12 protein-coding genes are annotated in these 20,043 nt (G+C 63.3%); 3 read left to right on the plus strand and 9 right to left on the minus strand.

Annotation, left to right across the window (positions count from 1 at the left end; genetic code table 11):
* Positions 1 to 15 precede the first annotated feature (15 nt).
* Entirely contained in the window at positions 16 to 1,581 is a 1,566-nt protein-coding gene (locus tag VGE08_RS14800; protein ID WP_331068678.1) for an acetoacetate--CoA ligase, read from the plus strand.
* A gap of 132 nt (positions 1,582 to 1,713) precedes the next feature.
* Positions 1,714 to 2,823, plus strand: coding sequence for a cell division protein ZapE (gene zapE / locus VGE08_RS14805; RefSeq protein ID WP_331068679.1), 1,110 nt, complete (start codon positions 1,714 to 1,716; stop codon positions 2,821 to 2,823).
* Positions 2,824 to 2,992: 169 nt separating this feature from the next.
* On the opposite strand, the gene VGE08_RS14810 is transcribed toward zapE, so the two are convergent.
* Positions 2,993 to 4,411, minus strand: a complete 1,419-nt coding sequence (locus VGE08_RS14810; RefSeq protein WP_331068680.1) for a tetratricopeptide repeat protein — start codon at positions 4,409 to 4,411, stop codon at positions 2,993 to 2,995.
* Positions 4,412 to 4,601: 190 nt separating this feature from the next.
* Here VGE08_RS14810 and VGE08_RS14815 point away from each other — a divergent pair, with 190 nt between their 5' ends.
* Complete coding sequence (locus tag VGE08_RS14815; RefSeq protein ID WP_331068681.1) at positions 4,602 to 8,471, plus strand: BTAD domain-containing putative transcriptional regulator; 3,870 nt, start codon at positions 4,602 to 4,604, stop codon at positions 8,469 to 8,471.
* Between the two features lie 94 nt (positions 8,472 to 8,565).
* On the opposite strand, the gene VGE08_RS14820 is transcribed toward VGE08_RS14815, so the two are convergent.
* The 8 genes from VGE08_RS14820 to gatB form a co-directional block, all read right to left on the minus strand.
* Positions 8,566 to 9,201 (minus strand): 3-oxoacid CoA-transferase subunit B, encoded by a 636-nt coding sequence (locus VGE08_RS14820; protein WP_331068682.1) that lies wholly within the window; start codon positions 9,199 to 9,201, stop codon positions 8,566 to 8,568.
* 42 nt (positions 9,202 to 9,243) lie between these two features.
* Positions 9,244 to 9,957, minus strand: coding sequence for a CoA transferase subunit A (locus tag VGE08_RS14825; RefSeq protein ID WP_331068683.1), 714 nt, complete (start codon positions 9,955 to 9,957; stop codon positions 9,244 to 9,246).
* Positions 9,958 to 10,017: 60 nt separating this feature from the next.
* On the minus strand, positions 10,018 to 13,737 hold the full coding sequence (gene metH / locus VGE08_RS14830) for a methionine synthase (RefSeq protein WP_331068684.1): 3,720 nt from the start codon (positions 13,735 to 13,737) through the stop codon (positions 10,018 to 10,020).
* Positions 13,738 to 13,789: 52 nt separating this feature from the next.
* Positions 13,790 to 14,710, minus strand: coding sequence for a methylenetetrahydrofolate reductase (gene metF / locus VGE08_RS14835; RefSeq protein WP_331068685.1), 921 nt, complete (start codon positions 14,708 to 14,710; stop codon positions 13,790 to 13,792).
* 32 nt (positions 14,711 to 14,742) lie between these two features.
* Complete coding sequence (locus VGE08_RS14840) at positions 14,743 to 15,651, minus strand: metalloregulator ArsR/SmtB family transcription factor (RefSeq protein WP_331068686.1); 909 nt, start codon at positions 15,649 to 15,651, stop codon at positions 14,743 to 14,745.
* Positions 15,652 to 15,855: 204 nt separating this feature from the next.
* Positions 15,856 to 17,388, minus strand: a complete 1,533-nt coding sequence (locus VGE08_RS14845) for a Cache 3/Cache 2 fusion domain-containing protein (protein ID WP_331068687.1) — start codon at positions 17,386 to 17,388, stop codon at positions 15,856 to 15,858.
* A 91-nt stretch (positions 17,389 to 17,479) separates the two neighbouring features.
* Entirely contained in the window at positions 17,480 to 18,406 is a 927-nt protein-coding gene (locus VGE08_RS14850) for an Hsp33 family molecular chaperone HslO (protein ID WP_331068688.1), read from the minus strand.
* Positions 18,407 to 18,565: 159 nt separating this feature from the next.
* Positions 18,566 to 20,023 (minus strand): Asp-tRNA(Asn)/Glu-tRNA(Gln) amidotransferase subunit GatB, encoded by a 1,458-nt coding sequence (gatB, locus tag VGE08_RS14855; protein ID WP_331068689.1) that lies wholly within the window; start codon positions 20,021 to 20,023, stop codon positions 18,566 to 18,568.
* Positions 20,024 to 20,043 lie beyond the last annotated feature (20 nt).

The following is a 20,043-nucleotide window of genomic DNA, read 5'->3' on the forward strand; positions in this document are numbered from 1 at the left end:
GGCGGGCGCGTGATCATGGAGCCCGCCGCACAGCCCCTCTGGACCCCTTCTGCCGAGCGAGCGCGCCACTGCGCGCTCGCCCGCTTCTCGCACTACGTGCAGGAGCGCTTCAAGGCACCGGTGCACGACTACCCGTCGCTGCACAAATGGTCGGTCGAGTTTCCAGAGCACTTCTGGAGCGCGGTCTGGGACTTCTGCGAAGTGCGCTGCTCGCGCGGCTCGCAGCAAATCATTGCAGACGCCACTCACCTTCCAGGCGCCCAATGGTTTGTCGGCGCACAGCTCAATTACGCCGAGAACCTGCTTCACAATGGCCACGACACCCTCGCCCTCATCTTTCGCAACGAAAGCGGTGAACGACGAGAGCTCACGCGGCAGCAGTTGCGATCGGAAGTTGCGCGCATCGCCGATGGGCTGAAGCAAGCCGGCGTCAAAGCCGGTGATCGCGTCGCGGGTTACCTGCCGAACATTCCAGAGGCCGTCATTGCAATGCTCGCGACCACGAGCATCGGCGCGATCTGGTCGTCCTGCTCGCCGGACTGCGACGCAAGCGCCGTGGTCGATCGTTTCGTTCAGATTACGCCGCGCGTGTTGTTCGCAGCCGATGGCCATCGATACGCCGGCAAGAGCATCGATTGCCTCCCCTCCATAGCAGAGTTGTGCGAAGAGGTTCCCAGCATCGAGCGCGTGGTACTCGTTCCATATCTGAATGCCGGCGTGACGGCGGAACGGGTTCCGGACGGCGTGCTGTTCGACTCTTTCGGGCGCACCGGCCAGACACTAGCGTTCGCTCAGCTGCCATTCGAGCAACCGGCGTTCATTCTGTACTCGTCCGACGGCACGGATGCTCCGAAGTGCATCGTGCACAGCGCGGGCGGCGCGCTGATCCAGCAGTTGAAAGAGAACATCCTGCACACCGACATGGGGGCCGAGGACCGATGTTTCTATTTCACCGCGTGCGACTCGGTAATGTGGAACGCGCTCGTCAGCGGGCTCGCGACCGGGGCCACCATCGTGTTGTTCGATGGCGCCCCGCTGCAACCTGATCCGACCATTCTGTGGCGGATGGCTGCCGAGGAACGCATCACCCTATTCGGCACCAACCCGCAATTCCTCGCCACCTGCGAGCAGCTTGGCCTGCGGCCGCGCGAAACATTCGATCTGAGTGCATTGCGCACCGTCCTTTCAGCCGGCGGGCCGCTCAGTCCGGCGAGCTATCGATATGTTTATCGGGATGTGCATCCCGACGTGCAACTCTCGTCGCTCGCCGCCGCCCCCGACATCATGGGCTGCTTCGGCGCGGCGTGTCCGTTGCTGCCGGTGTACGAGGGCGAGATCCAGGCGCTGGGCCTCGGCCTGAAAGTCGAAGTATTCGATGCAGCCGGCCGGCCGCTGATCGGGCAGCAAGGCGAACTGGTGTGCACGCGGCCCTTCCCTTCCGTACCGGTCGGATTCTGGGGCGACACCGAGGCCGAGCGCTTCACCGCCGCCTATTTCGCGCGCTATCCGCACGTTTGGTGGCAGGGTGACCGGGCGACTCTCACGCCGCACGGCGGCTTGATCGTGCACAGCCGGCAATGAACAGCTGGCTGTAGGGTGGACCCGGCTTCGCCCTGCGCTCGACCTGTGCCCCGGTCATGACGCGCCGAGCCCCCGAGCTTTCCGGCTCTTCGGTTACCATTGGCGCCGACACGATCTTCCAAAAGCCCCGCAGTGCCCGACAACGCTACGCCCGCTACCACCGTCACCGCCCTTTACGAACGCGAATGCACCCGCCTCGGGTATCAGCGTGATCCCGTGCAGGAGCGCGTCGTTGCCCACCTGGACGAGCTGCGCGAGCGGCTGCTGGCGCCGCAACCCAAGGTCGGGCTGCTCAAGGGCCTGCTGGCGCGCAAGGAACATCGGCTGGAAAAAGGGCTGTACCTGTGGGGTGGCGTGGGCCGCGGCAAGACCTGGCTGATGGATCTGTTCTATCAAAGCCTGCCTTTCAAGGAGCGCCAGCGCAGCCACTTCCATCGCTTCATGCAGTCGGTGCACGATGAGCTGAAGAAACATCGCGACCGGGCCGATCCGCTGGAGCTGGTGGCCGAGAAGATCGCGCGCAAGACCCGTATCATCTGTTTCGACGAATTTTTCGTTGCCGATATCGCCGACGCGATGCTGCTGGGCAATTTGTTCCGTGGCTTGTTCGATCGCGGCGTGACGTTGGTTGCGACGTCCAACGTCGCACCGGACGATCTCTACAAGGACGGTTTGCAGCGCGCCCGCTTCCTGCCGGCCATCAAGCTGCTCAAAGAACACACCCGGGTCGTGCACGTCGACAGCAATACGGACTACCGTCTGCGTCTGCTGGAGCGAGCGACGACCTGGTTCGCTGCGCGCGATCCAGGTACGACGGCGGCGCTGATCGGTCTATTCGAGGCCATGGCCGGCGAACCCGGCGCGGCGGACGCGACGCTGACGTTGAACCATCGCAAGCTGCACGCGAAGCGACACGCCGGCGATGTCATCTGGTTCACGTTCAAGGAACTGTGCGACGGACCCCGCGGCCAGGCCGACTACATCGAGATCGCGCGTTGCTATCACACCGTATTTCTCAGCGACGTGCCGGCGCTCGGCGTGGAATCGGAGAACCAGACGCGCCGTTTCATCTCGATGGTGGATGAGTTCTACGATCGCGCCGTCAAGCTGATCATCTCCGCCGAGCGGCCGGTGACCGAGCTGTACCACGGCGCCAAGCTCACCTTCGAGTTCGAGCGCACGCAAAGCCGCCTGATCGAAATGCAGTCACAGGAGTATCTGGCCCGGCCGCATCAGCCCTGATCACGGAACGATGGGCAAGGTGGCGCCCTGCTCGAGCCGCCGCAGGGGGGAACTGCTGCGACTCGAGCACGGACGCCGGGATCGGCAGGCAAACGTGTCGACGGACGATCCAATTAACAGGACCGCCCATCGACTGCCGATGGACCGGCGGCTCATGGACCGATCCCTCTCACCCCGACAGCGCCATGGTCCGTTGCGGCATGAACTGCGCCTTGCGACGTGTTTCCGCGCTCTCCATGGCACGAGCAGCCGCGCTGGAATCGCCGCCGAGCTCCATCACACGCGCCATCAGCTGCCAGTTGGCCGGGCTCGAAGGCTTCAACTGAGTGCGTTCGGCGACCAGCGCCCGCGCCAGGCGCACTTGATTGGCGCGCAGCGCCGACTCGACCAGCGTCAGATGAATCAGATCGCGCTGCGCATTGCTGCCACCGAAGCGGTTCGCGATGGTGCGGATCGGCAGCAGCCGCTGCACCACGTCGGCATAGTCGCCCCTGGCAAATGACATCAAGGCTTGCGCCATGGGCAGCCCCACGTCGCGCGTCATCATGGCGTTGGTGTCCAAGGCATCGAGCTTCTGCTCCATGCTCGCGATCACACGCTTCGCCAGGTCCAGACGGTTCGCACCGATGAAGGCCATCACCGCATGTGCGTCGTTGAATGCGTAGTACGCATGGTCCGCGAACGGCTCCCAGCAGGCCGCCAGGGTCTGCCAGCGATCGCCCACGTCGATGCCACGCAGGTGCAGGCGCCACAACATCGCCGAGCCGTCGATCATTTCCAGCGGCACCTGCGAGGGCGTCGGCCGGATGCGGCGGTCGAACAGGTCCAGCACCTGAGCGACGTTGCCGGCGTCCAGATGAAACAGCGCCAGGTGCCACCAGTTGTGGAAGGCCAGGCCATTGTTGTCGGCCCAGTCGTGTTCCCGCGAGGTGAGGAAATCGATGCCCTCTCGAATGCGGCCCTGCATCTCCATCACGTGGGTGACGGCGTGCACGCCCCAGGCATCCACCGGATTGATCTCCAATGCGCGGCGGCCGACGTCCTCGGCGCGTGAATACAACCCGGTCTCCTCCAGGCCGAACGCATACATTCCGAGCACATAGTTGTAACCGGGCGCGCTCGTGTCCCATTCAGGCAACACTTGCGCAACGCGATCCCGTAGCATGGTGCTGGCGCCGAGGTAGAAATCCCCCACGTGCGCCACCTGCAGGGCCAGCAGGTCGCGCGGGTAATCGAGCAGGATCTCGCCATAGCGGCGGATTGAACCGGCGAAATCGCCATGCAGCCAGCTGCGGGCCGCCGCGGCGTGCGCCCGCTCACGATCGTTAGCCCGCCGACCCAACGATTCTATGGCCTCGATACTCTCGTTCAGCAGTGGCTCCGTCATCCGGTCGGTCGCCATGATCATCAACCCGGCGCGCAAACAATGCCCCATCGCGAAGTCGGGATCGGCCTGTAACGCGGCCTGGATGGTGGCCAAAGGGTCGAGGCGATAGCTGACGGACAGTTCCAACGCCTGTTCGAACTGACTCAGGGATGTGGCGCTGCGGGTCGAAACCAGGCAGCCGCGCGAATCGCGAAGTGACATTTCTTCCTCCTTACGGGGCTCAAAAAAAGGGTGCAACCGCTCCTGCTGCGTCTTTGTACGCAGCGCTCGTGAGTTGAAAGTCTCGACAGGCGTGAAAAATGCGTGAAAATGGCGGGCCTGGCACAGCGAGAGCCGCACGGACTCCGTCCATTGCGGCCCGATCATCAACTGCGGACCTGCCGTGAGTGCATTGACACTTCAAGTTTTGGGCGCCTTTCACGTCCGCGACGCTACCGGCGGCGAGGTGCGCATCGCCTCGCGCAAGGGCCGGGCCCTGCTCGCCTATCTGGCCCTGCGCCCGGGGGAATCTCACAGCCGGGACCGGCTGGCCAATCTCTTGTGGGAAGACGCGGACGAGGAACTGGCGCGCACCAGCCTGCGCCAGGCTCTGGCCGCGCTCAGAAAATCATTGCCGCGCGGCGCCCAGGCCGCGTTGCTTGCCGATACCGAATCGGTGGGTGTCGATGCCGAGTTGTTGAACAGCGATATTGAAACGTTCAGGCGCTCGCTGCAGTTGGGCACCCGCACCTCGTTGCAGGAAGCGATCAATCATTATCGCGGCGATCTGCTGGATGGCTTCGACGCACGCTCGACCGCGTTCGATGAATGGTTGAGCAGCGAGCGCAGCTCATTGCGCAAACAAGTGAGCGATGCCCTGCAGCGGCTCACAGATCTGTGCATGGCCGCTGAAGACAACGATGGCGCGCTGACCGCTTGCATCCGGCTCGTGTCCCTGGAGCCGCTGAATGAAGCCGCGCACCGTCGCATCATGGAGCTGCAAGCCAGGCGCAATTCTTATGCGGAAGCCTTGCGCCAATATCGCGTGTGCCGCGACGTGCTACGCCGCGAGTTGGACGTTGCGCCCGAAGTGGCCACCGAGCAGTTGTATCGAGAGCTGATGCGCAAACGCCGGGCTGCGGTAGTCCCCTCCAGCGACGGCGATTCTCCGGTCGCAGACCAGGAAGAAACATCGCCCGCCCCGGCGCCGCGCCAGGAACTTCGCCCCAGCCTGCGCGATGCGACCATCTTCGTGGCCCGGCTCGAAGGGTTATTGGAAACGGAGGCGCGACTCGATCCCGAGGAAGTGCACCTGCTCTCCAACGAATTTCAAAGCCGCGTGCAAAACGCCGTCCAGGAATTCGGCGGCATCGCGGATCGACGCGTGGGTTCCAACGTGCTCGCCGTCTTCGGCATTCCGCACTCCTACGGCAATGAAGCCGAGCGAGCCGCGCGCGCCGCGCTGATGTTGCGTGATCTGGCCGCCGCGAAACCCTGGCCGGTGTCCGGCTCGTTGGCACTGCGTATCGGCATTGCGCAGGGTCAGGTTCTCTGTGGCGGCGAAGTGTTTCCTCTGAGCGGACGGCCGACTCATGAGGCGCACACGCTGGCGGCACAGGCGCAGGACGGCGAGGTATTGATCTCCGAGGACATTCGCCAATCGCTGGGCGAACGCGTCAGCACTCAGCGCGTCGGCGCGGCCTTGCAGGCGCACTCCGAGCCGGTGAATGCGTGGTCGCTGAACGCTATTGGCACTGATGCCGCAGCCACGACACAACCGTTCGTGGGCCGGCGTCCCGAGCTTGCGATGATCCTTGCGTCGCTTGATCGCTGCATGTCGAGCCGGCATGGCCGCGCCATCGTGGTTCGTGGCGAAGCGGGTATCGGCAAGACGCGGCTGGTCGATGCAGTTCGTAGCGCCGCCCTTGAGCGCGGCGTCGGCGTGCATTCGGCGCAGATCTTCGATTTCGGTCAGTCGCCCGGACGACGGCCCATCACCATGCTGGCATTGAGCCTGCTCGGTATCGGTGCAGACGCACCCGCCGCCGAACGCAAGGCTGCCGTGCACCGCATGGCCGCTTTGCGCGGAGGAAACATCGACCAGATCATCTTCCTCAGCGACCTGATCAACGCACCGCTGGACCCGGAGCTCGCCGCGTTGGAAAAAGCCATGGAAGCGGCCACGCGTCAGCGAGGCCGCACGCTGGCGTTGGCGCAGATCATCGAAACAGCGGCGCAACGCTCGCCGCAGATGTTGGTTGTCGAGGACGTGCACTGGGCGGATACGGACGAGCTGGCTCGCCTGGGCGAGATCGCGGCCGTGGTCGCGAACTGTCAGATCTTGTTCATCATGACCACGCGTCCCGAAGGCGATCCCATCAGTGCCAGCTGGCGCGCACGCGCGCGCGGTTGCCCGGTGACGACGGTGGATCTTGCTCCCCTGGCGGAAGACGAAGCCCAGGAACTGGCGGCGCACTATCCCGAGCTGTCGAGCGAAACGATTCAGGAATGCATCACACGCGCCGATGGCTATCCCTTGTTCCTGGATCAGCTGTTGCGCTCCGCCAGCGCCGGACAGCACACGCTGCCTGGATCGGTGCGATCGCTGGTATTGTCCCGTGCCGACAGTCTGTCCGAGCAGGATCATCTCGCGCTCGAAGCTGCTGCCGTGCTGGGCCAGCGTACCGAGCTGGCCATCGTGCGCAGAATGATCCAGGACGACAGCTACGAGCCGGACAAGCTGGTCGCCACCACGCTGGTGCGCAGCGACGGCGTCGAGTTGGAATTCGCACACGCTCTCTTCAGAGACGCGATCTACGAATCCACCTTGAAATCGCAACGGCGCGCCCTGCATCGCACGGCGGCGGAATGGTTCGCTGATCGCGATCTATCGCTGCACGCCGAGCATCTGGCAGCCGCCGATGACGATCGCGCGGCCGAGGCTTACATCAACGCAGCCGAAGCGGAGCGCACCGCTCTTCGTTACGAAAGTGCGCTGAACCTGGCCAACAAGGCCAGCTCGGTGGCGCGCGAACCCGTGATGCTGCACAGGACGAGCGTGCTGCTCGGCGAACTGCTGTTGCATCTCGGCCGGACGCACGATGCGTTGTCGGCATATCGAGAAGCGCTGGACTTCGCGATCGATCAAGCCGGACATGGCGCCGCGTGGTTTGGTATTGCCTCCGCCCTGCGAGTGATGGACCGGTACGAAGAGGCAGTGGATGCACTGGAGCGCGCGCAGAGCGCTTTAGGCGAATCCGCCGATGCACAAACCCGCGCTCGCATGAGCGCGCTGCACGGCAATCTCTGTTTTCCTCTTGGCCGTTTCGACGCGTGCCTGGCGGCCCATCAGCAGGCTCATCAGTACGCGCAGCAAGCCAACACGCCACTGGAACTGGCCCGAGCCCTGGGCGGATTGGGCGACGCTCACTATCAGCGCGGCAACCTGCTCACCGCGCGCAAGCACTTTGCGCAGTGTGTGAAGGAAGCGCGTCAGCATGGCCTGATCAGCGTGCTGCTGGCCAACTTGCCGATGCTAGGCATTACGCAGGTCTATTGCGGTGAAGTAGCGGCCGGGCGTGCGAGCCTGCAGGAAGCGCTGGAAATCGCACGCCGCGTCGGCGATCTGCGCAGCGAGCTGATCTCGGTGCTCTGCCTCACCTCGGGATTGATCCTCCAGGGCAAGACCGACGAGCGCCGCACGCTGGCCAACCAGGCGCTGCAACTGGCCAAACAATTGGGCGCGCGGCGGTTCCATGCCGAATGCCTGGGCATTCTGGCGAGCTGCCTGACGAGCCCCGAGCATCGCGCCGAAGGCTTGCGCCTGGTCGAGGAAGGGCTGCAGCTGAGCCGCGAAATGGGCATGTCCTACTGTGGCGCCTCGCTGCTTGGCATCCTGGCCCGGCTCACATCGGACCCTGCCCAGCGCGCCGCGGCGCTGGCCGAAGGTGAAGCATTGCTGGCCTCGGGCTGCGTGAGCCACAGCTATTTCGAGTTCTACCACCACGCGATGGAGGTCAGCATCGAGCAGAACGCATGGCAGGCGCTGCGCCGTTATGCGAATGATCTCGCCGCATACACGACGAATGAACCGTTGGCGCCGACCGATCTGCAAGCGCAGCGCGCCAGGTTACTGGCGGACGTGGGCGAGAACATCATCACTTCGCAGACACATGCGGAGCTGGAGGCTTTGAAACATCGCTGTCTGCGCATGGATGCGATCGCGCTCATCCCGGCGATCGACGCCGCGCTGGCGCTGGTGGAACGCACGCCTACGGCATGATGGCAGCGGTTGGCGGTTAGCGGTTGTTTGCAATGGGCGCCAAATTCGCACTTCCCTTCTGAACTAACCGCTAACCGCCAACCGCCAACCGCTGTTACGACTGATACGTCGCGCCAGTCTTCGCCCTCACCTCCTCGGCCGTCACGCCCGGCGCGAGCTCGATGAGCTTGAACGGCGACTTGCGATCCGGGCGCGCAAACACGGCGAGGTCCGTGATGAGCATGTCCACCACGTTCGCGCCCGTCAGCGGCAGATCGCACTTCTCCTTGAACTTCGGCGAGCCGTCCTTCGAGGTGTGCTCCATCACCACCACCACGCGCTTGACGCCCGCGACCAGGTCCATCGCGCCGCCCATGCCTTTGACCATCTTGCCCGGCACCATCCAGTTGGCGAGATCGCCATTGGCGGCCACTTCCATGCCGCCCAGGATGGACAGGTCGATGTGGCCGCCGCGAATCATGCCGAAGCTGTCCGCCGAGGAAAAATACGACGAGATCGGCAGCTCGGTGATGGTCTGCTTGCCGGCGTTGATCAGGTCCGGGTCCTCTTCGCCTTCATAGGGAAACGGCCCCATGCCGAGCATGCCGTTCTCCGACTGCAGCACCACTTTCATTCCCTCGGGAATGTAGTTCGCCACCAGCGTCGGAATACCGATGCCGAGATTCACATAGAAACCGTCTTTGAGCTCGAGCGCCGCGCGGGCGGCCATTTGATCGCGAGTCCAGGGCATGGGAATCACCTGAATGAATTCGTTGGATGATTGGCGTGAGACTCAGGCCGGGCGCTTGCGCACCGTGCGATGCTCGATGGACTTCAGATACTCCGCGCCCTTGATGATTCGCTGCACGAAGATGCCCGGCGTGTGGATGCAGTCCGGATTCAGCTGCCCGGGTTCGACCAGTTCCTCGACCTCGGCGATAGTCACCCGGCCTGCGGTCGCCATCATCGGATTGAAATTGCGCGCGGTCTTGCGATACACGAGATTGCCTTCGGTGTCGCCCTTCCACGCTTTGACCAGCGACACATCCGCAGTCAGCCCCGTTTCCAGAATGTACGTCTCGCCGTTGACGACGCGCGACTCCTTGCCTTCGGCTACCAGCGTGCCCGCGCCGGTGCGCGTGTAGAAGCCATAAATGCCCGCGCCGCCGGCGCGAATGCGCTCGGCCAAGGTGCCCTGCGGATTGAACTCCAGCTCCAGCTCGCCGGCCAGGTACTGCCGCTCGAACTCCTTGTTCTCGCCGACGTAGGAGGAAATCATTTTCTTGATCTGGCGCGTCTTGAGCAGCTTGCCCAGTCCGAACTCGTCGACGCCGGCATTGTTGGAAACCACCGTCAGGTTCTTAACGCCCGAGTCGCGCAACGCGACGATCAGGTTCTCCGGGATGCCGCACAGGCCAAACCCGCCGGCCATGACGGTGATTCCATCACGCACCACCCCTTCGAGCGCGGCCTGGGCGCTCGGATACACCTTCGAGACATTTGTCATGGAACTAGCTCTGCGATCGCCTTGAGGTTATCGGCCGGTATTGTAATGCGGTCACCGAGCTCAGGCCGCGTCGGCGTCCGAATCGGGGTCGTAACCCAGATTCGGCGACAGCCAGCGCTGCGCCTCTTCCAGCGAGATCTTCTTGCGTGCGGCGTAGTTCTGCACCTGATCGAAATCGATCTTGCCGAGCGCGAAGTAGTGCGAGCCCGGATGCGAGAAGTACCAGCCGCTGACCGCCGCGGTCGGATACATCGCGAACGACTCGGTGATCTTGATGCCCGCATTCGCTGCGGGATCGAGCAGGCGCCACAGCGTCGCTTTCTCGGTGTGATCCGGACAGGCCGGATATCCGGGCGCCGGGCGGATGCCGCGATACTCTTCCTTGATCAGCTGATCGTTGGTGAAGCGCTCTTCAGGCGCATAGCCCCAGAACTCGCGGCGCACGCGCTCGTGCATGCGCTCCGCAAAGGCTTCGGCAAAGCGGTCGGCGAGCGCCTTGAGCATGATGCTGGAATAGTCGTCGTGTGCCTTCTTGAAGCGCTCCAGATGCGGCTCGATGCCCAGGCCCGCGGTCACCGCGAACGCACCGATGTAGTCGGGCCTGCCCGAGGACTTCGGTGCGATGAAATCAGCCAGCGCGCTGTGCGGCTGGCCCGCTGGCTTGCCCTTTTGCTGGCGCAGGAAATGCAGCCTGGTCAGCACGCGAGTGCGTGACTCGTCGGCGTACACCTCGACATCGTCGTCATCGACGCTGTTCGCGGGGAACAGGCCAATGACGCCGCGCGCCGTCAGCCAACGCTCACGGATGATCTGTTTCATCATGCGACGAGCGTCGGCATACAGGTTGCTGACCTGCTCGCCCACCACCGGGTCGGTGAGGATGTCCGGGAACGTGCCACGGAACTCCCAGGCGTTGAAGAACGGCATCCAATCGATGTAGCGCGTCAGGTCCTCGAGCGAGAAATCGTCGAAGGTGCGAATACCGAGGAACTTCGGCACCGGCGGCACATAAGAATCCCAGCCACCGTTGAACTTGTTGGCGCGCGCCTGGGCAATGGTCAGCTGCGGGCTCTTGACCTTCTTGCCCGCGTGTTGCTCACGACGGACCGCGTGCTCGGCCTTGGTCTTCTCGACAAACTCGCGCCGCAGCGCGGCCGTGACCAGTTGCTGACACACGCCGACCGAGCGCGACGCGTCCTTCACGTACACCACCGGACCTTTGTACTGCGGATCGATCTTCACCGAGGTGTGTGCGGGCGACGTGGTCGCGCCACCGATCAACAACGGCTGCTCGAAACCTTGCCGCTGCATCTCGCGCGCCACGTGCACCATCTCGTCGAGCGACGGCGTGATGAGACCCGACAGGCCAATCATGTCCGCGTTCTCGCGCCGGGCGGTTTCGAGAATGCGCTCACAGGGCACCATGACGCCAAGGTCGATGACCTCGAAGTTGTTGCACTGGAGCACCACTCCGACGATGTTCTTGCCGATGTCGTGCACGTCACCCTTGACCGTGGCGAGAATGATCTTGCCGTTGGACTTGGAGACCGTGCCCGACTTCGCCTTCTCTTCCTCGATGTACGGAATCAGGTGCGCGACCGCCTTCTTCATGACGCGCGCCGACTTCACTACCTGCGGCAGGAACATCTTGCCGCTGCCGAACAAGTCGCCGACCACGTTCATGCCGTCCATCAACGGACCTTCGATCACGTGCAACGGATGCTGAGCCTGTTGCCGCGCCTCCTCGGTATCCACGACGATGAACTCGTCGATACCTTTCACCAGCGCGTGCTCCAGGCGCTTCTCCACTGGCAGGCTGCGCCACGCCAGGTCTTCGGCCTTCTTCGCGCCAGCCTCGCCCTTGAAGCGTCCGGCGATTTCGAGCAAGCGCTCGGTCGCATCCGGGCGGCGATTGAGGATCACATCCTCGACACGCTCGCGCAGCTCGGGATTGATGTCCTCGTAGATCGCCAGCTGGCCGGCGTTGACGATGCCCATCGTCATGCCCGCCTTGATGGCGTGATACAGGAACACCGAGTGCATGGCTTCGCGCACCGGGTCGTTGCCGCGGAACGAGAAGGAAACGTTGCTCACGCCGCCACTGACGTGTGCGTGCGGGCACGTCTTGCGAATCTCCGCGGTCGCCTGGATGAAGTCGACGGAGTAGTTGTTGTGCTCCTCGATGCCGGTGGCCACCGCGAAAATGTTCGGGTCGAAAATGATGTCCTCGGGCGGGAAGCCAACCTGCTCGGTGAGGATGCGATAGGAGCGCTGACAGATCTCGACCTTGCGCTGGACGGTGTCGGCCTGGCCGGTTTCGTCGAACGCCATCACGACCACGGCGGCGCCGTACGCAAACACCTTCTTGGCGTGTTCGATGAACGCCGCCTCGCCTTCCTTCAAGCTGATGGAATTGACGATGCCCTTGCCCTGCAGGCGCTTCAGCCCGGCCTCGATCACCGTCCACTTGGACGAGTCGATCATGATGGGCACGCGCGAAATGTCGGGCTCCGAGGCGATCAGGTTCAGGAAGCGCACCATGGCGGCTTCCGAATCCAGCATGCCCTCGTCCATGTTGATATCGATCACCTGCGCGCCGTTCGCCACCTGTTGGCGGGCGATGTCGAGCGCGGCATTGTAGTCGTCCGCTTCGATGAGCTTGCGGAACTTCGCCGAACCGGTGACGTTGGTACGCTCGCCGACGTTGACGAACAGGCTGTCAGGGCCGATGTTGCACGGCTCGAGACCGGACAGGCGGCAGCGCTTCTCCAGCACCGGCGGCTTGCGTGGCTTGATGCCTTCCACCGCCTCGCGAATGTGACGAATGTGATCGGGCGTTGTGCCACAACAGCCGCCGACGATGTTCACGAAGCCGCTGCTGGCGAATTCCTTGACGAGCTCGGCCGTCTGGCACGCATGTTCGTCGTATTCGCCGAAGGCGTTCGGCAGGCCCGCGTTCGGATATGCGCTGACGTAAACATCGGCGATGCGCGACATTTCCTCGATATATGGACGCAGCTGCTTCGCACCGAGCGCGCAGTTGAGGCCGACGGCCAGCGGCCGCGCATGCCGCACGGAATTCCAGAACGCTTCGGTGGTCTGGCCGGACAGCGTGCGGCCGGAAGCATCGGTAATCGTGCCGGAGATGATGATCGGCAGATCCACACCGGCTTCGTCCAACGCCTGACGCGCGGCGAAGATTGCCGCCTTGGCGTTCAGTGTGTCGAAGATGGTTTCGATCAGCACGATGTCCACGCCACCTTCGATCAGCGCACGTGCGCCGATGAGATACGTGTCCGTCAACTGATCGAAATCGATGTTGCGGAACGCGGGGTCATTGACGTTCGGCGACAGCGACGCCGTCCGATTGGTGGGACCCAGCGCACCGGCAACGAACTTCACCTGCCCGGTCTTGGCGTAGAACTCGTCCGCGGCAGCCCGTGCCACCTTGGCGCCGGCCAGATTGAGCTCACGCACCAGATGTTCCATCTGATAGTCGGCCTGCGACGAGTAGTTGGCCGTGAAGGTATTGGTTTCGACGATATCGGCGCCCGATTCCAGATACTTCGTGTGGATGGCCTTGATGATCTCCGGCCGCGTCAGCACCAGGACGTCGCTGTTGCCTTTCAGATCGCACGGCCAGTCCTTGAACTGCTCACCCCGATAGTCCGCTTCGGTGAGCTTGTAGCCCTGAATCATGGTACCCATGCCGCCATCGAGCAGCACGATGCGCTCGGTCAACAGGCGATGCAGGGCGGCAACTCGTTCAGTGCGATTCATGTCGTTCACTCTTGGAGATATTTTTTTGTCGACAGCGGCGGACTCGCCCGGCTCAGCCGGCCGCGGCCTGCGGCAACATCGGCCGCACGCCGAGGGCGTGGCAGATGGCGTAGCTCAGCTCGGCGCGATTCAGCGTGTAGAAATGAAATTCTTCGACGCCGTGCTTCTGCAGCTCCTGCACCTGTTCGATTGCCACTGCCGCCGCGATCAGCCGGCGCGTGTCGGCGTCATCGTCCAGTCCGTCGAAGCGATGCGCCAGCCAATCCGGCACGCTCGCGCCACAGCGCTGCGCCATGCGCAGCATTTGTGGAAAGCGCGTGATCGGCAGGATGCCGGGCACGATGCTGGCCTTGATGCCGGCGGCCGCGCACTTGTCGCGAAATCTCAGGAACGTTGCCGTGTCGAAGAAGAATTGCGTGATGGCGCGGTCGGCGCCGGCATCGATTTTCGACTTCAGATTGATCAGCTCGAAATCGGGGCTCGGCGATTCCGGGTGCGGCTCGGGATAGGTCGCCACCGAGATCTCGAAATTCGCCACGGTCCGCAATCCTTTCACAAGATCGACGGCGTATGCGAAGCCTTCCGGATGCGCCACGTAGTTGCCCGTGCCCTGCGGCGGATCGCCGCGCAGCGCCACGATGTGACGAATGCCGTTGGCCCAGTAGTCGCGTGCGATATCCAATATTTCTTCGCGCGGCGCGCCGACGCAGGTCAGATGCGGAGCCGCGGTCAAAGACGTGTTCTTCTGAACCTTGGTCACGATGTTGTGAGTTCGCGCACGCGTCGAGCCATCCGCACCGTAGGTGACGGACACGAAGCGAGGCTGTAACGGAGCAAGGCGCTCGACTGACTCCCACAGCGTCTGCTCCATCGCCTCGTCCTTGGGCGGAAAGAACTCGAACGACACCGTGGGTCGGCTGCGGAATCGGTTCAGGCCGTTGCCGATCTGGTCCTTGAGTTTTTCTAACGACATGACTTCCTCGAAATTGATCGGTCAGAGCGGCCTCACGCCGCCGCGGTGCTGCGGATCACGCGCCGGCCGACTGCCACCAGCAGATGACCCGCTTCGGTATCGACCGGACGCACACGGGAAACTTCCAACCCTGCTTTGGCGAACCAGTCGCGCAGCGTGGAGATGGGATTGGCGGACGATGCCGCGCTCAACGAATCGAAGTCCTCGATGAGGACGGCACGGCCGCCGTGCTTGAGCGTTCGCGAAATTTCCGAGAGTGCTGCCAACGGGCGCTCTGCGTTTGCCAGCACTCGATCCGCAACGACCGTGTCGAACAGTGGCGCGGCGAAGGGCAGGTCATACATGTCGCCTCGCTGCAGCTCGCAGTGGCTCAGGCCGGCGCCGTGTACCTTCGTTCTCGCAAGGCGCAGCGCTTCACTCGAAATATCGACACCGACCGCGCGCGTCGCTTTGGCACCGAGCAACTTGAGCATGTGGCCCGAGCCGGTGCCCACATCGAGCAAGGCTCCAATCGGCTCGCTCGCCAGTTCCTCGACCACCGTCGAGTCGATAACCTCGGAAGTCTTCGGCGCTTCTGTCACCGCCAAGTGATCGGCAGCACGGCGACCGCGCTCGGCGATCACTTCTTCCATGCGGCGACGATCACGGCAGAGCACGTCGTCTTGTTCGTCGACCATCGCCAGCAGCTGCCGGACGATGTCACGAGCTTCGCCAGAAGCCGGCGCCCGGTAATACACCCACAACTGCTCGCGGAATCGATCCAGCAGCCCGGCGTCGCACAGCAGCTTCAGATGCCGCGACACCCGCGGCTGACTCTGGCCCAGCACCTCGCAGATCTCCCCCACCGTCAGCTCCGCCCGCGCCAATAGCGCCAGCAACCGCAGCCGGGTCGGCTCGGCGACAGCCCTCAGGGCGGAAACGGCGGACAGGAAGCTCGACATGCTCTGGCTAACGACTTAAGGATATAAAGATATCTTTATATAGACGGCCAGCACTATACGCGAGCTACACCGCCCTTGTCACCCGGGACACGCCCCGGGCATTGGCGAATGAGACGCTTATCTCGGAATAACAGGCACTTGTGCCGCATCAAGGCGGCGGGACAGTACTGGGAAATTGGCGGGCCGCCAGGGCTTCAGAAGGCCCTAGCGCAGCTTGAACGCCGCGACCGCCTGCTGCAGTTTTTCGGCCTGGGAGTGGAGGCTTTCCGCGGCGGCGGCGGCTTGCTCGACGAGGGCGGCGTTCTGTTGGGTCATTTGATCCATCTGGCTGATGGCGACGTTGACCTGGCCGATGCCGCTGCCCTGTTCTTCGCTGGCCGCGCTGATCTCGCCCATGATGTCGACGACCCGTTTCACCGAGGTGACGATCTCATCCATGGTCTCGCGCGCTTGTTGGGCGAGCGCGCTGCCGGCATCCACCTGACCGGAGGACTCGGTGGTGAGCGCCTTGATCTGTTTGGCCGCCACATCGCAGCGCTGAGCGAGATTTCTCACGTCAGCAGCGACCACAGTGAAGCTGCGCCCTTGTTCGCCGGCGCGAGCGGCCTCGACTGCGGCGTTCAAGGCCAGGATATTGGTCTGGAACGCGATGTCCTCGATCTCGTCGACGAACCCGCTGATCTGTCGCGAGCCGGCCTTGATGGTACCCATGGTGGAAACCACCTGCGATATCACTTCGCCACCCTTGCTCGCCTGGCGCGAAGCGGCCAGCACCAGCTGATTCGCTTGCTGTGCGTTGGCCGAGGTCTGGCCGACAGTCGCCGTGAGCTGCTCCATCGACGACGCGGTCTGCTCCAACGCCGCGGCTTGCGACGACGTGCGCGAAGAAAGATCCGCGTTGCCCGTGGCGATTTCGCGTGAAGCCTCGGTGATCCGATTCGAGCCGTCGCGAACCTCACCTACGATCTCCGAGAGCCCCTGGCTGACGCCGTTGATCGCCTGCATCAACTCGCCAATCTCATCGGCGCGATCGACATGCAACTGCGCGGTGAGATCACCCGCGGCCAACCTCTTTGCAGCATCGCGTGCCAGGCGTAGTGGCGTCGTAATCGTGCGATCGATCACGTAATAAACCACGCCGGCGAGAATCAACGCCGCCACGAGTGCCAATCCGACATTGCCGTCGAAGCGGCGCACGATCGCAAACAACACTCCGGCAAGCACGACAACCAGCAGCGACAACTTGACCGCCATGCTCAGCCGCTTCTGTTTGCTCACATCGATGCCGACATACAAGGCGCCAATCACCTGGCCACGCGCATCCTTGATAGGGTCGTACTGGGTCAGGTACTGCGTACCGAACAACATGGCATAGCCGACATACGACTGCCCGGCCATCAGCCGTGAGTAAGCGGGATGGGCGTGATTGAGCGCCGTGCCCAGAGCACGCTCGCCATTCTGTTTCTTGATCGACGTCGAGATCCGGACGAAGTCCGCATCGCTCTTGACGAAGATGGTGGCCGTGACGCCGGATTGCGCAGTGAAACGATCGGGGATGGCGCAGTCGAGATTCAGATCGGCGCCGCCGTTCTTCAATACCGGCGTGCTCCGGCCTGCGACCTGGATCTGGCGCTGGGTGTCGAGCGAAATGTTGTCCGCGAGGCAGCTTCTCAACTGCGTGGCAAAGCGGCCGATCCGGCGCTCATGTGGAACGAACACGTCGAACGCGAACGACATGCCACCTTCCCCCCTGTTTCGACCGCGAAGTCAAGCTCAACTTCGAAGTGTCCTAAGGGTTCCATGCCACCGCGTCGCGGTCAAATGCCAATCAGTGACGGCGCTCAGAACCATCCATTGCCGGAGCCGCCGCTTGCGAGAACAGCTGCTCGACGTCCACTGCGTCGAGCCGATAAGCCCGGTTGCAGAAATCGCAACGCACCTCGACATGCCCCTGCTCGGCGAGCACCGAGCGCACCTCCACCGGCCCCAGCGCACGCAGCATGCCCACGACTCGTTCGCGAGAACATCGGCAGCGGAAGAACACGGGCGCGGGCTCGAACAAGCGCACATCATCCTCGGCGAACAAGCGGCGCAGGATGTTCCGGTCGCTCAACGTCTGCAGTTCCTCGGGTTTCAAGGTGTCGCCGAGCAGTTGCACACGATGCCATGCGTCGTCGATCTCGCCGCGATCGATTTCGTGGAAACGCGAGCCGAGCGAGCGCGACTCCACCGAGTCATCCGGCAGTCGTTGCAACAACAATCCCGAAGCACCGTGCGTGTCGGCATGCAGCCACAAGCGCGTCGGCAGTTGCTCGGATGTTTCGAAGTAGTTGCGCAGGCAATCCACCAACCGCGCGCCCGCCAGCGGCACGATGCCTTGATAGCGTTGCGACAGGTCCTCGTTCTCGACCGTCACTGTCATGCTGCCCTCGCCGGACAGCGATGCCAGGTCCCGCTGATATCCGGCGTCCTTGTAGCGAGCCACCGCCCGCACACCCAGCGCATCGGAACACTGCGCGAGCATGAGATGCATGGGCCCCTGCCCCTTGAGCTGCAAGCTCAACGTCCCTTCGAATTTCAAGCTGGCCGCGAGCAGCACCGACGCGGCGACCGCCTCGCCCAAGGTGTCTCGAATCACGGCAGGATATTCGCGATGCTCGAGCAACGCGCGCCAGGATGCGTCCAGGTGGACGATGTGCCCGCGAATCGGAAAATGCTCGAACAAGAATCGGTGCAGGCAATCGCGATCGTGCATGAGCTGGCGGATGGCGGTTAGCGGTTAGTGGTTAGCGCGGAAGACGGGCGGTGGGTGGCGACACTCATTCTGTACCAGCCACCAACCGCTAACCGCCATCCGCCGTACATTAGCCCGCCAGGGCCGTTTTTCAACAGCCCGGCGGCTTTTCCGCATCGCCTACCCGGCCAGCTTCTTCTTCAACAGCTCGTTGACCTGCGCCGGATTGGCCTTGCCGCCGGTCAGCTTCATCACCTGGCCGACGAAGAAGCCGAACAGCTTGTCCTTGCCGGAGCGATAGTCGGCCAGCTGCTTGGGATTGGCCGCCATCACCTCGTCGATGGTCTTTTCGATGGCGCCGGTGTCGGTGATTTGCTTCAGGCCCCTGGCCTCGATGATCTCGTCGGCCTCCTTGCCTTCGGCCCACATCGACTCGAACACTTCCTTGGCGATCTTGCCGGAAATGGTCTCGTCGGCGATGCGTGCCAACAGGCCCGCGAGGCGATTGGCGTCGATGCGCGACGCGGTCACGTCCACACCGTCCTTGTTGAGTGCGGCCGACAGCTCGCCCATGGTCCAGTTCGCCGCGAGCTTCTCGTGGCCCGCGAGATTCCTCGACTGCAATGCCGCCAGCACGGCTTCGTAGTAGTCGCCCATCTCCCGGCTCGCGGTCAGCACGCCGGCGTCGTAGGCCGACAGCCCGAACTTCTCGATATAACGAGCCGCCTTCTGATCCGGCAACTCCGGCAGCGTGGCGCGCACGCTTTCGATGAAGTCCTTCGCGACCACCACCGGCAACAGGTCCGGATCGGGGAAGTAGCGATAGTCGTTGGCTTCCTCTTTGGAGCGCAGCGAGCGCGTGTCGCCCTTTTCCGGATCGAACAGGCGCGTTTCCTGTTTGATCGCCCGTCCCGACTCGATCTCCTCGATCTGGCGCGCCACTTCGTAGTTGATGGCCTTTTCGATGTAACGGAACGAGTTGAGATTCTTGATCTCGCAGCGCGTGCCGAACTTCTCGTGGCCGACCGGACGCACCGACACGTTGGCATCGCAACGGAACGAGCCTTCCTGCATGTTGCCGTCGCAGATCTCCAGATACCGCACCAGGGTGTGGATCTTCTTCATGTACGCCACGGCTTCCTTGGCCGAACGCATGTCGGGCTCGGAAACGATCTCCAGCAGCGGCGTGCCGGCGCGATTCAGATCGATGCCGGTCAAACCCTGGAAGTCTTCGTGCAGCGACTTGCCCGCATCCTCTTCCAGGTGCGCGCGCGTGATGCCAATGGTCTTGACCGTGCCGTCGTCGAGCAGGATCTGCAGCTTGCCTTTGCCGACGATCGGCGTTTCGTACTGGCTGATCTGATAGCCCTTGGGCAGGTCGGGATAGAAGTAGTGCTTGCGCGCGAACCGCGACCGCGCGCGGATCTGCGACGAGGTCGCCACGCCGAGCTTGAGCGCGAGCGAGAGCACCGCCTGGTTGAACGTCGGCAAGGTGCCGGGCAGGCCGAGCACCAGCGGATCGGTCAGCGAGTTGGGCGGCGCGCCGAACTGCGTCGACGACGGCGAGAACACCTTGGACTGCGTCGTGAGCTGGACGTGGACCTCGAGGCCGATCACCGGCTCCCACACCTCGAGCATGGCCGCGAGATCGCGATACT

The organism is Steroidobacter sp. (genome assembly GCF_036406195.1).
Classification (GTDB): domain Bacteria; phylum Pseudomonadota; class Gammaproteobacteria; order Steroidobacterales; family Steroidobacteraceae; genus Steroidobacter.

Bases quoted from the DNA above. Each gene is read 5' to 3' on its own strand.
- metH (WP_331068684.1), bottom strand. From the start codon at position 13,737: ATGAATCGCACTGAACGAGTTGCCGCCCTGCATCGCCTGTTGACCGAG.
- VGE08_RS14850 (WP_331068688.1), bottom strand. From the start codon at position 18,406: ATGCACGATCGCGATTGCCTGCACCGATTCTTGTTCGAGCATTTTCCG.
- VGE08_RS14840 (WP_331068686.1), bottom strand. From the start codon at position 15,651: ATGTCGAGCTTCCTGTCCGCCGTTTCCGCCCTGAGGGCTGTCGCCGAG.
- VGE08_RS14810 (WP_331068680.1), bottom strand. From the start codon at position 4,411: ATGTCACTTCGCGATTCGCGCGGCTGCCTGGTTTCGACCCGCAGCGCC.
- VGE08_RS14800 (WP_331068678.1), top strand. From the start codon at position 16: ATGGAGCCCGCCGCACAGCCCCTCTGGACCCCTTCTGCCGAGCGAGCG.
- VGE08_RS14825 (WP_331068683.1), bottom strand. From the start codon at position 9,957: ATGACAAATGTCTCGAAGGTGTATCCGAGCGCCCAGGCCGCGCTCGAA.
- gatB (WP_331068689.1), bottom strand. From the start codon at position 20,023: ATGCTCGAGGTGTGGGAGCCGGTGATCGGCCTCGAGGTCCACGTCCAG.
- metF (WP_331068685.1), bottom strand. From the start codon at position 14,710: ATGTCGTTAGAAAAACTCAAGGACCAGATCGGCAACGGCCTGAACCGA.
- VGE08_RS14845 (WP_331068687.1), bottom strand. From the start codon at position 17,388: ATGTCGTTCGCGTTCGACGTGTTCGTTCCACATGAGCGCCGGATCGGC.
- VGE08_RS14820 (WP_331068682.1), bottom strand. From the start codon at position 9,201: ATGCCCTGGACTCGCGATCAAATGGCCGCCCGCGCGGCGCTCGAGCTC.